General features: G+C 37.7%; 12 protein-coding genes. 11 read left to right on the top strand and 1 reads right to left on the bottom strand.

Annotated features, from left to right (window positions below; genetic code table 11):
• Nucleotides 1-26 precede the first annotated feature (26 nt).
• From FHK88_RS03930 to FHK88_RS03890, 9 genes are all read left to right on the top strand, one after another.
• Complete coding sequence (locus FHK88_RS03930) at nt 27-2,408, top strand: capsular polysaccharide biosynthesis protein (RefSeq protein ID WP_227429465.1); 2,382 nt, start codon at nt 27-29, stop codon at nt 2,406-2,408.
• 204 nt (nt 2,409-2,612) lie between these two features.
• Nucleotides 2,613-3,836 (top strand): capsule biosynthesis protein, encoded by a 1,224-nt coding sequence (locus FHK88_RS03925; RefSeq protein WP_227429464.1) that lies wholly within the window; start codon nt 2,613-2,615, stop codon nt 3,834-3,836.
• Nucleotides 3,837-4,007: 171 nt separating this feature from the next.
• Complete coding sequence (gene lepA / locus FHK88_RS03920) at nt 4,008-5,810, top strand: translation elongation factor 4 (protein WP_227429463.1); 1,803 nt, start codon at nt 4,008-4,010, stop codon at nt 5,808-5,810.
• 9 nt (nt 5,811-5,819) lie between these two features.
• Nucleotides 5,820-6,722, top strand: a complete 903-nt coding sequence (gene lepB / locus FHK88_RS03915; protein WP_227429462.1) for a signal peptidase I — start codon at nt 5,820-5,822, stop codon at nt 6,720-6,722.
• Between the two features lie 183 nt (nt 6,723-6,905).
• Nucleotides 6,906-7,328, top strand: coding sequence for a DUF4845 domain-containing protein (locus FHK88_RS03910; RefSeq protein ID WP_227429461.1), 423 nt, complete (start codon nt 6,906-6,908; stop codon nt 7,326-7,328).
• 260 nt (nt 7,329-7,588) lie between these two features.
• Complete coding sequence (rnc, locus tag FHK88_RS03905; RefSeq protein WP_227429460.1) at nt 7,589-8,335, top strand: ribonuclease III; 747 nt, start codon at nt 7,589-7,591, stop codon at nt 8,333-8,335.
• A gap of 103 nt (nt 8,336-8,438) precedes the next feature.
• The gene (era, locus tag FHK88_RS03900; RefSeq protein ID WP_227429459.1) at nt 8,439-9,428 is read left to right on the top strand and encodes a GTPase Era; all 990 of its coding nucleotides are present in this window, start codon (nt 8,439-8,441) and stop codon (nt 9,426-9,428) included.
• Nucleotides 9,429-9,482: 54 nt separating this feature from the next.
• Nucleotides 9,483-10,247 (top strand): DNA repair protein RecO, encoded by a 765-nt coding sequence (recO, locus tag FHK88_RS03895; RefSeq protein WP_227429458.1) that lies wholly within the window; start codon nt 9,483-9,485, stop codon nt 10,245-10,247.
• Nucleotides 10,248-10,283: 36 nt separating this feature from the next.
• Nucleotides 10,284-11,135, top strand: coding sequence for a pyridoxine 5'-phosphate synthase (locus FHK88_RS03890; protein WP_227429457.1), 852 nt, complete (start codon nt 10,284-10,286; stop codon nt 11,133-11,135).
• A 301-nt stretch (nt 11,136-11,436) separates the two neighbouring features.
• Here the strand turns inward: FHK88_RS03890 and FHK88_RS03885 are convergent, their stop codons facing one another.
• Nucleotides 11,437-12,024: a Tfp pilus assembly protein FimT/FimU gene (locus FHK88_RS03885; RefSeq protein WP_227429456.1), complete on the bottom strand. Its 588-nt coding sequence runs from the start codon at nt 12,022-12,024 to the stop codon at nt 11,437-11,439.
• Nucleotides 12,025-12,341: 317 nt separating this feature from the next.
• Between FHK88_RS03885 and FHK88_RS03880 the strand changes: the two genes are divergently transcribed.
• Nucleotides 12,342-13,658, top strand: a complete 1,317-nt coding sequence (locus FHK88_RS03880) for an OmpA family protein (RefSeq protein WP_227429455.1) — start codon at nt 12,342-12,344, stop codon at nt 13,656-13,658.
• 582 nt (nt 13,659-14,240) lie between these two features.
• Nucleotides 14,241-16,088, top strand: coding sequence for a translational GTPase TypA (gene typA, locus FHK88_RS03875; RefSeq protein ID WP_227429454.1), 1,848 nt, complete (start codon nt 14,241-14,243; stop codon nt 16,086-16,088).
• The last annotated feature ends 2 nt before the right edge of the window (nt 16,089-16,090 follow it).

Here is a 16,090-nt window from a genome sequence, read left to right as displayed (position 1 = left end):
AAAGATAAGAAAAAGAGGTAAGCCACTTGCAGCACAAGCAGCCAGCCCAAAATAGCAATGAACAACAGCAGTATATTGCTGTGTTGGGCAAAGGAATGATTCGTAATAATAAGCTATTGCCAATGTTGTTACGACAGCCAGTGTTGCGCTGGTATCCTTGGCATCTTGTAAGTAAGAAGCATCATTTACCAACTCAATTTGCTGGCTGGGGGATAAAAAAGAGTTATCAACGTGCTTCTAGAACAGCTGATAAGTTAGGTATATCAGCAGTAAGTGTAGAGGATGGTTTTTTACGTTCTTTGGATTCAGGCATTCAAAGTCGGTTTGGTTGTAGTGTGGTGGTTGATGATGTTGGCATATATTTTGATGTTCGACATCCTTCCACACTAGAGCATCATATTATGCATCGTCTTGATGTTTGGTCAAATGACATGCAACAAAGAGCCGAACAGTGTATTCAGAAAATTATCTGCAACCACCTGTCAAAATATAACCCACCTGTCCCAGTTAATTGCCCTATTATTGAGGCAATTGCAATACAAAGAACTGAAAATGTTGAGAATGTATTGGTGATTGATCAGGTCGCTAATGATGCTTCAGTTCTAGGTGCGGGTGCAAATAAACAGCAATTTATTCATATGTTGCTAAAGGCTTGTCATAATCATCCTAACGCAAAAATCTATATCAAAGCACATCCTGCTGCAAAAACAGGCTATTTAAATCAGCCAAAGTTACTTAAATTATTGAAGAAAAAAATACTGAAAAAGTATCGTCAGCGTATAGAAGTCATTACTGCGAATGTTAATCCTATTGCTTTATTAAAACAAATGACCCATGTTTATACGGTCAGCTCACATATGGGTTTTGAAGCACTAATGTTGGGTATAAAGGTTTATTGTTTTGGGGTAGCATGGTATACAGGATGGGGGTTAACAGAAGATAAATATGCACCAAAGAAGCTATTAAAACAGGTTCAAAAAAGGCGTATACAGTTATTTAAAGCTTCGGATTCTCTACAGGTTAAAACGCCCATTTCCCAACCTTCGTCATCACGACTTATTCATTCATCTTTAAGGCAACTTTTGAGCGTACCTTTGTGGTCACAAAAACACGATGATTTAAGTTTGCAACCATTAGTGGCAGTATCAATAGAGCAGTTATTTTATGCTGCATATATTGATTATAGTCGCTATGTAGATCCAGCAACAGGAACATCATGTGAAATCGAACAAAGTATTCAGTGGTTAATTAGCAATCGAGAAAAAGCAAAACAGTTAGCAGATTCACTCACTATTTATGAGTTTAGCCGTTGGAAATTACCATTTGTACGTGATTTTTTGACACCGGCTGTAAAAACCTTAAAAGTAAAACCCAAGCCTAGATTGAAAAATCTCCTTCACCCTAAACATTTTAATGTTGATTATGACAATGATTTATTAGTTTGGGGGCTTGCAAAAAAACGGCAATTAGAGACCAGATGTGCTAAGAAAAATAAAGGTAGGGGACATATTTGGTGTATGGAGGATGGTTTTATTCGCTCCAACGGTCTTGGAGCGACATTACTTGAGCCTTTGTCTGTTGTTTTGGATAAGCAGGGTATTTATTATGATGCAACGCAACCATCAGATTTGGAGACATTGTTGTTAACATGTCCTGCTCTTAGTGATGATGAGCTAAAGCGTGTTGAGAAACTGCATCAAAAATTATTGAGCCAGCGTGTTAGTAAATATAATGTAGGAGATAAAAACTCACTGTTACTAGCACATTTGTCAAAACAAGAACAGCAAGAAGTTATTTTAATTGTGGGACAGGTAGAAGATGATCTATCAGTCCAAAACTGTGGCTCTATGGTACGGACAAATGCTGAGTTAATAAAGCGGGTGCGTGCTGAAAACCCACAGGCATATTTGATTTATAAACCCCATCCAGATGTTGAAGCCGGATTAAGAGTCGGGAAAGTAGCAAAGTCGCTCTTATCTTTAGTGAATGAAGTGGCTTATCAGACAGCGATTCATGACTGCTTAGAAGTGGTTGATAGTGTTTACACGATTAGCTCGCAAGCTGGCTTTGAGGCATTGCTTAGACATAAAAAGGTGGTGTGTTATGGTCTACCATTTTATGCTGGTTGGGGATTGACGGTCGATAAAGATTATAAACAGTCACCAAAAGCTGAGTTTTTAGCGAGACGTCAACGTCAGGTACCATTAACACTAGCACAGATGATTTACTGTACTTTAGTGTGTTATCCTTTATATCGCTTACCAGATGGCTATGGATTGGCTCAAGTAGAGCAGGTCATAGACTACCTTTATAATCAATCAGCCCAGCCATTTGCACCCAGCAAAAAACGCCAGCTGATACGAACTTTTATGCAGGTACGTAAGCATTGGTTACAAGCTATGAAGTAATCAAGTCTAAAAAAAGTAACGATGGGTTATGCATTGAAGGAATAAAATAGATGCCATAACTATACATTCTGTTACTTATAGTTAACTAAAGCTTATGTATATCATGACAAACCATGATGGCAAACAACTTATAATGTGCGGTTTGTAGCTCAATATTGTGTGAATTTTCTTATTTTTCCTTTAAGTACGGTGGTATTCCCATTTATGGCAGCATCTATACAACGTCTGCTTACGCATCAACATGTACTGTTATTACAAGGAAAGATGGGGACTTTCTTCCATCGTTTTGCGTCATTTCTAATGAAGTGTGGCGTGAAGGTTAGTAAAGTAAATTTTAATGCAGGTGATGCTTTTTTTTATTGGCACAAGCCAGCTTTTTCTTATCATGGCACTCTAGATGATTTTGCCCCATGGCTCACTCAACTTATAGAAACTCAAAATATTGATGCTGTTGTTTGTTTTGGCGATTGCCGACCACATCATCGTCAAGCAGTGGGCGTCTGTGAGCAGATGGGTATTTCTTTTTTTGTTTTTGAAGAAGGTTATTTGCGACCAGACTATGTTACTTTACAAGAACATGGAATCAATGGTTATTCTCGTTTAGACATGGCAAATATTCAGGCATTAAAGCAAGCTAATGATCATCCTCAATATACTTATAATCGTTTTTATCGCTTAAGTATTGCTGCGACAGTTTATTATATTATTAGTCGGATGTTCCAGTATCGTTATCCTCATTATCAACATTATCGTGGTATGACAGCATGGCAAGAAGCGGCTGCGTGGTTAAAAGCACCTTGGCGTAAGGCAGTTGGTTATTTGCCAGATAAATTATTACAAAAAAAGTTGGTGCGACAATATAGTCAGCAATATTTTTTGGTGAGTTTGCAAGTACATAATGACTCTCAAATTACTCATCATAGTCCCTATCATGATGTCATTGAGTTTATAGATGAGGTGATTGCAAGTTTTGCCCAACATGCACAAAATCATCATTTATTGGTATTTAAACACCATCCTTTAGATCGTGGACATCGTGACTATAGACAAGTGATTACTCAACTGGCACATAACTATGGTATTGGTGGTAGGGTTATGTATGGTTGTGATATGCATTTACCAACATTAATAAAATATAGCCTTGGCATGGTGACGATAAATAGTACAACAGGGTTACAGTCTATCTATCATAGAAAACCAACTAAAATCATGGGCAATGCGATTTATAATATTGAAAAGTTGGTTGATTCCAAACCTTTAAATCAATTTTGGCAAAATCCAAAATATCCAGATCATAATTTTTATGGCAAGTTTCGTGAGTTTTTGATAGAGCAGACCCAGCTGAACGGCTCATTTTATGGTAAGTCACCATGGATGAGAAAGTATTTGGTTAGACAAAGAAGCAAAACTCAGTTTAACACTGACTGAGTGTCCTAAAGCTGATAGAATAAGCAACATCATATTTGTTGTATGATACAGTTTCTAGTATTAGCACTTTCATATAATATGGCTTTATAATGAAACAATCTATCATGAGTTATTGATAGATTGTCTTTCTTACTTTTTATTTACATCACTTTTAATAGGTAGTAGGTACACGTGACCGCATTAGCGAATATACGAAATTTTTCAATCATTGCCCATATTGACCATGGCAAATCTACCTTGGCGGACCGCTTTATCCAATCATGTGGCGCATTGCAAGACCGAGAAATGCAGGCGCAGGTGCTTGATTCAATGGATATTGAGCGTGAGCGTGGCATCACAATTAAAGCACAGTCTGTGACTCTTTATTATAACCACCCTAATGGTGAGCGTTATCAGTTGAACTTTATTGATACACCTGGTCATGTTGACTTCTCATATGAAGTTTCACGCTCGTTGGCAGCTTGTGAAGGGGCATTACTGGTTGTTGATGCAGCACAAGGGGTAGAAGCTCAGTCTGTAGCAAACTGTTATACAGCTGTAGATCAAGGTCTGGAAGTGCTACCTGTTTTGAATAAAATAGACCTACCTCAAGTTGAACCAGAGCGTGTGATACAAGAGATTGAGGATATTATTGGCATTGAGGCAATGGATGCGCCCCGAGTATCAGCAAAATCTGGTCTAGGTGTTGATGAGCTATTACAAACCCTGATTGAGCGTATTCCTGCACCGACTGGAGATCGTGAAGCACCATTACAGGCGTTAATTATTGATTCTTGGTTCGATAATTATTTGGGTGTGGTGTCTTTGGTACGTGTACGCCAAGGTACACTTAGAAAAAATGATAAAATTTATATTAAGTCGACCAAAGAGTCTCATCCAGTTTCCTCAACAGGGGTATTCACTCCTAAGCCCTTAGAAACAGAGGTGTTAGAAGCGGGCGAAGTTGGGTTTGTTATTGCAGGTATCAAAGACATTCAAGGTGCACCAGTGGGTGATACCATTACCCACGCTAAGACACCTGATGTTGACTGTATTCCGGGATTCAAACAAATTACACCTCAGGTTTATGCAGGTCTATTTCCTGTAGATTCTAGTGATTTTGAAAAGTTTCGTGAGGCATTGCAAAAGCTCCAAATCAATGATGCCGCATTGTTTTTTGAGCCAGATACTTCTGATGCACTGGGGTTTGGATTCCGTTGTGGCTTTTTAGGTATGCTACATATGGAGATTATCCAAGAGCGTCTTGAGCGTGAATATGATTTAGATTTGATTACCACTGCTCCTTCGGTTATTTATGAAATTAAGAAGAAAAACGGTGATGTTATCCAAGTAGATAACCCTTCTCGTTTACCTGATGTTGGTATGATTGATGAGTTTCGTGAGCCGATTGCACGTTGTCATATTTTAGTTCCACAAGACTACTTAGGTAATGTTATGACGCTGTGTATAGAGCGTCGAGGTGTCCAAGTAGACATGCGCTTTATGGGGAATCAAGTACAGTTGGTATTTGATATTCCGATGGGTGAGGTAGTAATGGACTTTTTTGACCGTCTAAAATCTGTGTCTCGTGGTTTTGCTTCATTAGATTATAACTTTGAGCGTTATCAAGTCGATAAGCTAGTAAAAGTAGATGTATTGATTAATGGTGATAAAGTAGATGCCTTAGCGATGATTTGTCACCAAGAGCAAGCTCGCTATCGTGGCAACCAGTTGGTCGAAAAAATGAAAGAGCTGATTCCACGGCAAATGTTTGATGTGGCCATTCAAGCAGCAATTGGTAGCCAAATTATTGCACGTAGTACTGTAAAAGCCATGCGTAAAGATGTTTTGGCAAAATGTTATGGTGGTGATGTGTCACGTAAGAAAAAACTACTGTCCAAGCAAAAAGAAGGTAAAAAACGTATGAAGCAAGTGGGCAGTGTTGAAATACCACAAGAGGCATTTTTAGCTGTATTAAAAGTAGACAATCAATAGGGCGGTATAATGGATTTTGATTTTAACCTCATTTTAGTGCCTGTTACCTTAATACTTGGGGTAGTTTGGTTGCTTGATAAGTTTGTATTCAAACAACATAAGAACCGCGATACAAAGAAAGAAAACTTTTTAGTTGGTTGGGCATATGACTTCTTTCCGGTATTGGCTGTCGTATTGATTGTACGTTCTTTTATTATTGAGCCTTTTAATATCCCATCATCATCTATGGTGCCAACCTTATATACAGGTGATTTTGTAGCAGTGAATAAGTATGCTTATGGATTACGTCTGCCATTAACTTATACTAAGTTTTTAGATACAGGACATCCAGAACATGGTGATGTTGCTGTCTTTAGGTATCCTGAAAATCCAAAAATTTATTATATTAAGCGTATTATTGGTTTGCCTGGTGATGTTGTCAGTAATCATGACGGACAGTTATCTGTCAATGGCAAAGTAGTTGCCACAACAAAGGTGAACTACCAACCTGATAATGCATTAACTGAGCAGTTATACTCACCAGAGAAAGATAGAGCTAACCCTAATAGAGAGTGGCGGTTATCTCCAGAGGATGCAAAAAGACAGGGACAGATAGAAGAGCAGTATGCCAGCTATTATCAGCAACAGCTTGGGCAACATACTTATTTACGACGTTATTTATCGGCTCCTGTGTTATCCAATGATTATTCACCTTTTTTACAAAAAAGCATTAATCATAATAGTGATTGGTCAGTAACAGTGCCTCAAGGTGAATATTTTGTTTTAGGTGATAACTCAGATCGGAGTGCTGATGGACGTTATTGGGGTTTTGTACCAGATGCAAACTTAGCAGGCAAGGCTGTATACATCTGGATGCATAAAAAGCCAGGACTTAACTTCCCAACTTTCTCTCGTAATGGTCAAATTGATTAATAGAGTGATTTAAACTGACGAAGTGTTAAACTGACGCATGAGATGTCAAAAATACTGGCAGTATTAGGTCAAATACTGCTAGTATGTCAAATATAATTTTAGTTAAATTTTTATCATGCTTATATATAATATCTTAAAGTTTATATATAACAGAACAGTTAAAGAGCTATGAGAGAGTATATTATGAATTATACTGTCAAGACAGTGGCACAAGCCACTACTTCTTCAGTTATTCAGTCACAGCGTGGTGCTAGTGTCAGTGGGATTGTATTTTTTGTCTTAGCACTGGGTGTCTTTGTCAAGCTGGCGATAGCCATCTTGCCAGCGCAGATAGGTAATTATCAGTTTAATAAAACAGTGGCAAATGAGCTTAAAAAAGCGAATGACAATAAAGAAAGCTCTCGAGAGTTTATGCAAAACTTATCACAGCAATTAAGTTTAAATGCAGATTATAGTAGTAAACCTGAAGAAATGTTGACGTTTACAAATAATAAGACTGGTAGTCTGGCTGTACGTTCTAAATATGAAGTGGTAAATAACTTCTTTGGGAATGTGGATATTGTTAATCGTTTTGAGAAAGACATTACCATGAATGATGCAAAATAGGGTAGATACATACAGTTATATTAGACTTGGTTATTTCAAATAGTATAGATATATCGTTTCGATTAAATTAATATCTCAAGTCATTAGAGTATGCTTTGTCTATTTTCATCTTATTGTTTATATAAACAATATATTAATCTTAATAATATAACATAATGATGAACCATGATGCTTCCTGTCTCACATTGATGAGGGGAGGCATCACTTTATTTCATGATTTGATTTATAGTTTTATTCTCTTTTACTTAAAGTTACATACTATGTCATTACATAAAAAACCGCCAGCTTCTGCGCCTAGCCAATCATTTTATGATTTTGCTCATAGTCTAGAGGTATTATCACATAACTTGGGCTATGTTTTTACAGACCAAAGTTTGCCTCGACTAGCATTAACGCATCGTTCATTTGATAGTAAGAAAAATTATGAGCGTTTGGAGTTTTTAGGAGATGCGCTGTTGGGGGTTATTATTGCAGAAGCGCTCTACTTTCAATATCCTAACCAAAATGAAGGACGACTGACTCGCATGCGAGCTACACTGGTACGTCAAGAGTCTTTAGTCATTGTTGCACAACAGCTAGCTTTATCAAATCATTTAATACTTGGTGTTGGTGAGCGTAAGGGTGGTGGACGACAGCGAGCCTCTATTTTAGCAGATGTAGTAGAGTCATTGATTGGTGCGATTTATTTGGATAGTCAGAGCATTGATGTAGTAAAAGCCTGTGTGCTACGATGGTTTGAGCCATTAATCAATAATGTGAATGATCAGCAAGTACTTAAAGATGCAAAAAGCCGATTACAAGAATGGTTGCAAGGTAAACAGATGCCATTGCCTGTATATCAGCTATTAGAAACACAGGGTAATGCCCCTCATCAGGTGTTTGTGGTGTCTTGTCATGTATCTTTAGAGAACTGTCCGGATGTTGTTGCCTCTGGTGAAAGTCGACGAATCGCTGAACAGAAAACAGCAGAATTAATGATTAACCAGTTAAATAAACTGACTAAATAGCTAAATGTGCAATATATCGGGGTTATGAGTCATAATAGCTTGTAATCCTATCCCATACAATGTTCAATTTATAACATTCAATTTAATATGAGTTTAAGATTATATGGATAACAATACAGTAAATGAGCAAGCCATTTCAGCATTCTTTGATGGCGAATCAGACAGTGCGTTACCAGATGGGTTTAAGTCAGGTTATGTGGCGATTGTGGGTCGACCAAATGTTGGTAAATCTACTTTAATGAATCATTTATTGGGGCAGAAACTATCTATTACCTCGCGTAAACCGCAAACGACTCGTCATCGTATCCACGGGATATTAAGTACTGATAACATGCAAGCGGTATTTGTGGATACACCAGGTATTCATGGTAATGAAGTACGTGCCATTAATGAGAGAATGAATAAAGCGGCTACCTCAGCATTGGTTGATGTGGATTTAGTATTGTTTGTTGTTGATGCTGATCAATGGCGAGAAGATGATTTATTAACATTAGAGAAAATAGGGCAGACAGATTTGCCTGTCGTATTGGTTATTAATAAGGCAGATACGATTAAAGATAAAGGTAGTATTTTACCTTTGATTGAAGACTTTCATGAGAGTTTTGACTTTGCGGATATTGTGCCAGTTTCTGCTTTAAAAAATCAAAATTTGGATAGATTGCGTTTGGTTATTGAGTCGCATCTGCCAGAAGGGATGCCTATTTATGATGTGAATCAGTTAACTGACCGTAGTGAACGCTTTTTAGCCAGTGAAATAATTCGTGAAAAGATTATGCGTCAAGCTGGTGATGAAGTGCCCTATGATTTGACGGTTCAAATCGATGAGTTTAAAGATGAGCCAGCCCATACTGACCCTAAAACAGGTAGAAAGCGCAAGGCTTGTACTTTTATTGATGCCACTATTTTTGTGGAGCGTAATGGACAAAAAGCAATTATCATTGGTGATAAAGGGCAACGTATCAAGCAGGTTGGAATGGAAGCGCGTCAAGATATGGAGCAATTGTTTGACAAAAAAGTCATGTTGACCTTATGGGTAAAAGTGAAGCGTGGTTGGTCAGATGATGAGCGTGCATTGAGTAGTTTAGGATATTAGCCCTTTTAAGATAGGTTATCTAAACCTTAATTAGGCAAAACGGATTATTCGTGCATGCGCAATGAGGCAATCAATGGTTATATTCTCCATCATAAACCATATCAAGAAAAGCGTGCCATCTATTATATATTTTCTCAGGAATATGGCCTGATTCATGGTATTGGAAAAAAGGGACTGCCATTATTTGTGCCACTTACCTTGTTTGCCTCTGGAAAAAAGTCACTAAAAACTCTACAACAAATTAATATTGCACAACTGACCCCGCCGTTGTTTGGGAGTAATCAATATGCTGGGCTATATGTCAATGAAATAACTCTACATCTATTAGCAGTAGAAGACATACAACCTCAGCTATATTGCGCTTATCAACATGTCTTAGCTTTGTTACGCACACCTCTAAACTCTTTTAGCCTGCGTTTGGCATTACGTCAGTATGAATGGTGTCTGTTTAGTGAACTCGGTTTTGCAATTGACTTTGTGCAAGATGCACAGGACGTATCTATTTGCGAAAATAGGAGATATACTTTTGAGCCAGAATCTGGATTTATTGGTATTGCTGAAACAGAAAAAAGCCTTGCTCAAAAGCCTTTAATAAAGCGATCACAAGTACCTATGCAGATTGTTGAAGGCAGTGATATTATTAAGATACAACAGGCTATCAATAACAGCATCCGCGGGGATGTTGATGCATCTATCATTGATGATGGTGCATTAGCTAGTTGGGGGATAGTACATCGGCAAATGATTGACCACTTATTTGATTATAAGCCTTTGCAAAGCCGAATTTTATGGCAACAATTGAGTCGTTATCAAATATAAGAAACCATAGAGTAGCAACCAAATAAAGGACATAAAATGTGTGCCTCAAATCATCAGCTAAAACAACAGCCTAAGACCTCCATTCACACTAAAGAAAAACTCACCCCAAGGCTTGGAGTAAACATTGACCATGTGGCTACTTTACGACAAGCAAGAGGAGTAGGTTATCCTGATCCTATACAAGCAGCTTTAGTTTGTGAGCAAGCAGGTGCAGATGGTATTACGCTACATTTACGAGAAGACCGCCGCCATATTCAAGATAGCGATGTCTATCGTATGGCGAAGTGTTTGAATATCCCAATGAATTTGGAGATGGCAGCAACATCAGAAATGGTAAAGATAGCATGTAGCGTTTCTCCCGAATGGGTTTGTCTTGTCCCAGAAAAGCGAGAAGAATTAACAACAGAAGGTGGGCTAGATGTTGACTCACAACGTGTATGGTTGACAGAAGTCATTAACAAACTACAGGTAGCGGGTAGTCAGGTATCACTATTTATAGATCCAGAACCACGACAAATCCAAGCATCTATAGACTGTGGTGCAGATGCGATTGAATTGCACACAGGGCGTTATGCTGAAGCAGTATTACAAAATGTGGCAGATATGGATAGCAGTGAGTGCTTGGATATACAAAGCCTATTAGAAACTTCAACTCTATTAGCAACTGAATATCAACGTATTAAAGATGCTGTGAATTTTGCTCATACTAAAAAAACATCTTTACTAGTCAATGCTGGACATGGTTTGACCCGTGATAATGTTTATCCCATTTCTAGTATTACAGGAATTCATGAGCTTAACATTGGTCATGCCTTGATTGCCGATGCTGTGTTTTTGGGATTGATGGGCGCAGTTGGTGCTATGAAAGAGGCTATGTGTGGTAGATAAGGTAATTTTTTGGCTACAAGGTAGGGACTGTTGAACTTTCACCCCACTAGGCTAATATCTACAAGGGATATAGTTGCTTTTTACTTTCATGTAAAAATTGGTTCAATTTGCCTTATTCTGTGTTCATGAACTTGTTAATATCCTGCTGTTATTCACAAAAGCTACCTACGTTCATTGCCTTGACTAAGTCACTGTTTGTTAAAATCAGTATCTCAATTTTTCCTATGAAGATGAATGTTTAACAGACTCTAGCTATTGTTAGTCATATATGATTAATTTTTAATATCTTGCTAAGCTAAAATCATGTTGGGCAGTCAGATGGATGTATAGAATTTGGTTTATATTTGATACCACCCAATTTATTAAAGCTCACAATATACTTATAAGTATTGCTAGCGTTATTAGGACAGTATTTAATATGACCAAAATGACCACGTGGTAATCCTGAATCTGCAAAAAACTTAGCATAGTGACGATTAGCGGCAGCTCGTAGATAAACATGCCCATAATTTAAGTTTAATTTTTTTATTAAAAAAAGAGAGTCTCTGCCCGCATCATAAATATGATTATCATTTAAATCACTAAAAACAATGAGGCGATTTTGCGCATTGCGGTTACACTGATTATGTATATTAGCTAGACACATAACGACGTGCTGGTGGCGAATAAAACTCTCTACTTTTGCTGTTCGGATAGCAGAATGTATCTGATTATGAGCACTTTTGGCTTCTGATTTATGTAAATAGTCTTGAAAATAAGGTGTTGCTATCGTTACAATGATAGAAATTACTATGATAACAACTAACATTTCTATTAAGTTAAAACCTACTTGTTTAGATGATCTATTGTGGTAGGAAAAGGATTGATAAATAGGTTTATGTTTTTTCATAAAAATTTAAGAGGGGAAATGTAACACAAATCATAGTAGAAATATAATTGTTATGTCAACTAATGTTTCTTTTAGTATTTTTTTCTAACACAATATAGAAGACAGCAATAAACTATATTAGAATACTAATTGAAGTTGATGAGTTTGGTAACTTTATACGTCACCTAGTAAAAAATAAGTTGTAAACTATATCAATAATCGCTAAGCTATCAGTTGATACTGCAATTTGATAACATAAATTTGTAGCTAAGTTTTGTTAAATTAACAATCTGTTGTTAAAATAGCGAAACAATTAAACTATCCTTTGGAGGACATCCATGAAATTAAATAAAATTGCTCTAGCAATAGTTGCAGCTGCTGCAGCTCCTATGGCAGCAAACGCTGGTGTTACGGTTAGCCCACTGTTACTAGGCTATCACTACACTGGTGAGGCACATGATGAACAGCGTGAAGTATTGCGTACTGGTAAAACATTAGAAACTGGTAAAAACCCTGATATTCCAGTAAATGGTGGTATCGCTCAAGAAAGCGGTTTGTATACTGGTGCCGCACTTGGTATCGAATTAACACCTTCTACTCAGTTCCAAGTTGAGTATGGTGTGTCAAACACTGACGGTCAAGCATCTGAGAAATCAGCAAAAAATCCTCAAAATCGTTTTGATGTAGAGCAAGAAACTATCTCTGGTAACTTCCTAATCGGAACGGATCAGTTCACAGGTTATAATCCTAGCTCATTCCGTCCTTACGTATTAGTTGGTGCTGGTCAGTCAAAAATTAAAGTTGAAAACCAACGTGATTACAATGCTAATGCTACTAGCCAAACTGGTAAATCAGGTAAAATTGACGCAGGTACAGAAGTCGCTGAATCAAAAGATACCATTGGTAACTTAGGTCTTGGTGCTATGTATCGTGTAAACGATGCTCTAAGCCTACGTGGTGAAGCTCGTGCGATTCATAACTTTGATAACAACTGGTGGGAAGGTATGGCATTGGCAGGTCTAGAAGTTGTTCTAGGCGGTCATTTACAGCCAGCTCTTGTTGTACCACCAGTTGAGCCTGTTGTTGAAACAGTTGCTCCTGTAGTACCTGTTGCACCACCAGTTGTTGTTATTGAAGATCAGCCAGAAGTTATTGTTGATACTGATGGTGATGGTGTTATTGATGCTAATGACAAGTGTCCAAACACTCCAAGAAATCTTGTTGTTGATGCAGACGGATGCCCAGTTCCAATCGAAATCACTGAAGATTTAGAAATGGAATTGCGTGTATTCTTTGATAATGATAAATCAAACATCAAACAACAGTTTGTACCAGAAATTGCTAAAGTAGCAGAAAAAATGCGTGAATATCCAAACGCTACTGCGAAAATTGAAGGTCACGCTTCTAAGACTGGTCCATCAGCTCGCTACAACCAGCGTCTATCAGAAGCACGTGCTATGGCAGTTAAGTCAATGTTGACTAACCAATATGGTATTGCTCCTTCTCGTTTGACTACTATTGGTTATGGCTATAGTCAACCAATCGCACCAAACGATACTGAAGAAGGTCGTGCTATGAACCGTCGTGTTTATGCGGTTATTACTGGTAACAAAACTGAAGTTGTAGAGCAAACTAAAGACATGCAAGTTAACTAATCTATTAATATTACTACCCGTAGTATAGATAGTTTTAATTAACAGTCGACTGTAGATTGCTCTTTAATCATCAAGTTGAACTGATGCGGTGATTAGAGATACAACTCCAGCCTATCAAAAAAGACCATCTAGTTTCTAGGTGGTCTTTTTTATTGTGTCACTGTGTGATTTCTATGTTATTGCAACTTTACAATCGGTTTAAATGATTAATTGTTATGGTCAAATAATGATTAAATGCTCATAATTAAATGATAATGATATTGCGCTGTACTACCTATAAAAAGCTTAACAGCCCTTAATAACTGAATATATTTGTCTAAAAATGAACAAAGCATACCGATAGTCATTATTTTGTATTATAAAAGTGATATACTTACCCGCTGAAGAATCCCTCAATATTGCTTTTTCTTTATCTGGAGCTTTATCCTTTCTAGAAGCAATAAAACTCAAGCTAATCGTTCTTTGGGTCTAGTATAGACCACTGCATAGTAATGTTTACATTTCAAATGTCGATGATTTGAAGAGTTTAGAGAAATTCATACAGTTTTATTTTCAACAATTTTTTAAAGTATTAGGTCATTTATGTCAAACAAAATCGAACATTTGCGTAATATCGCTATTATTGCTCACGTAGACCATGGTAAGACTACGTTAGTAGATAAGTTGCTACAGCAATCAGGAACACTGGGTGAGCGCGCAGGTGAGATTGAGCGAGTAATGGATTCCAATGCACTTGAGCAAGAGCGTGGTATTACCATCTTATCTAAAAATACTGCTATCAAGTGGTTTAACCCTAAAGATGATATTGAGTATCGTATTAATATCGTAGATACTCCCGGACACGCCGATTTTGGTGGTGAAGTAGAGCGTGTTATGTCCATGGTTGACTGTGTTTTGCTATTGGTTGATGCTGTTGATGGTCCAATGCCTCAGACACGATTTGTGACCCAAAAAGCCTTCGAAAAAGGGTTAAAGCCAATTGTAGTGATTAACAAAGTTGATCGTCCTGGTGCGCGCACTGATTGGGTAATGGATCAGGTATTTGACTTATTTGATAATCTGGGTGCAACAGATGAGCAACTAGACTTCCCGATTGTTTATGCATCAGCATTAAATGGTGTTGCTGGTTTAGAGCCAGATAATCTAGCAGAAGATATGACACCACTGTTTGAAACGATTGTTAATATTGTGCAGCCACCTCAAGTTGATGTTGATGGTCCGTTTCAGATGCAAATCTCTAGCTTAGACTATAATAGCTTTGTTGGTGTTATTGGTATTGGTCGTATTCAGCGTGGTTCTATTTCAACGAATACACCTGTGACTGTCATTGATAAAGATGGCAATAAACGCAATGGTCGTATTTTAAAAATCATGGGTTATCATGGTTTAGATCGTGTGGATGTGAGCAGCGCTCAGGCAGGTGATATTGTTTGTATTACAGGTATTGATGCACTGAATATTTCTGATACGATTTGTGATCCATCAACAGTTGAGGCGCTACCAGCATTAACCGTAGATGAACCAACTGTTTCAATGACTTTCCAAGTAAATAATTCACCATTTGCTGGTCGTGAAGGTAAGTTTGTGACTTCTCGTAATATTCGTGAGCGTTTAGAGCGTGAATTGATTCATAATGTGGCATTAAGAGTAGAAGATACAGATTCTCCAGAGAAATTTAAAGTTTCTGGTCGTGGTGAGCTACATCTTTCTGTTTTGATTGAAAATATGCGTCGAGAAGGTTATGAGCTTGGTGTTTCACGTCCTGAAGTTATTGTAAAAGAGATAGATGGTCAGCTACAAGAGCCTTATGAAAATGTGATTTTTGATATCCAAGAAGAGCATCAAGGTGCAATTATGGAGCAGGTCGGCTTACGCAAAGGTGAGATGACTGATATGCAACTTGATGATAAAGGACGTATGCGCATTGAAGCAACGATGCCAGCTCGTGGTTTGATTGGATTTCGCTCAGATTTCTTAACCATGACATCAGGTACAGGTATTTTGACATCAAGCTTCTCACACTATGGTCCTCAAAAAGTAGGTGATGTGGGTGGTCGAGTTAATGGTGTTTTAGTTTCTATGACCAATGGTACTTGTTTGGGCTATGCTTTATTCAACCTTCAAGAGCGCGGTAAGCTATTTGCTGAACCACAACTTGAGGTATATGAGGGTATGATTATTGGTATTAACTCTCGTAGTGATGATATGGTAGTGAATCCAACCAAAGCCAAGCAGTTGACTAACGTACGTGCCAGTGGTACGGATGAGGCATTAACATTGACACCAGCAATTAAGCTGACTTTAGAGCAGGCACTTGAGTTTATTGAGGATGATGAGCTGGTTGAGGTCACACCGAAGTCTATTCGTCTGCGCAAACGCTATTTAACTGAAAGTGAACGCAAGCGTCATGGGCGTAAAAAAGAAGCCTAAAT

It is taken from the genome of Psychrobacter sp. I-STPA6b (genome assembly GCF_020662265.1).
In the GTDB taxonomy this organism is placed as follows: domain Bacteria; phylum Pseudomonadota; class Gammaproteobacteria; order Pseudomonadales; family Moraxellaceae; genus Psychrobacter.
The sequence above is the reverse complement of the archived record's forward strand: the minus strand, read 5'-3'. Positions and strand labels throughout refer to the sequence as shown.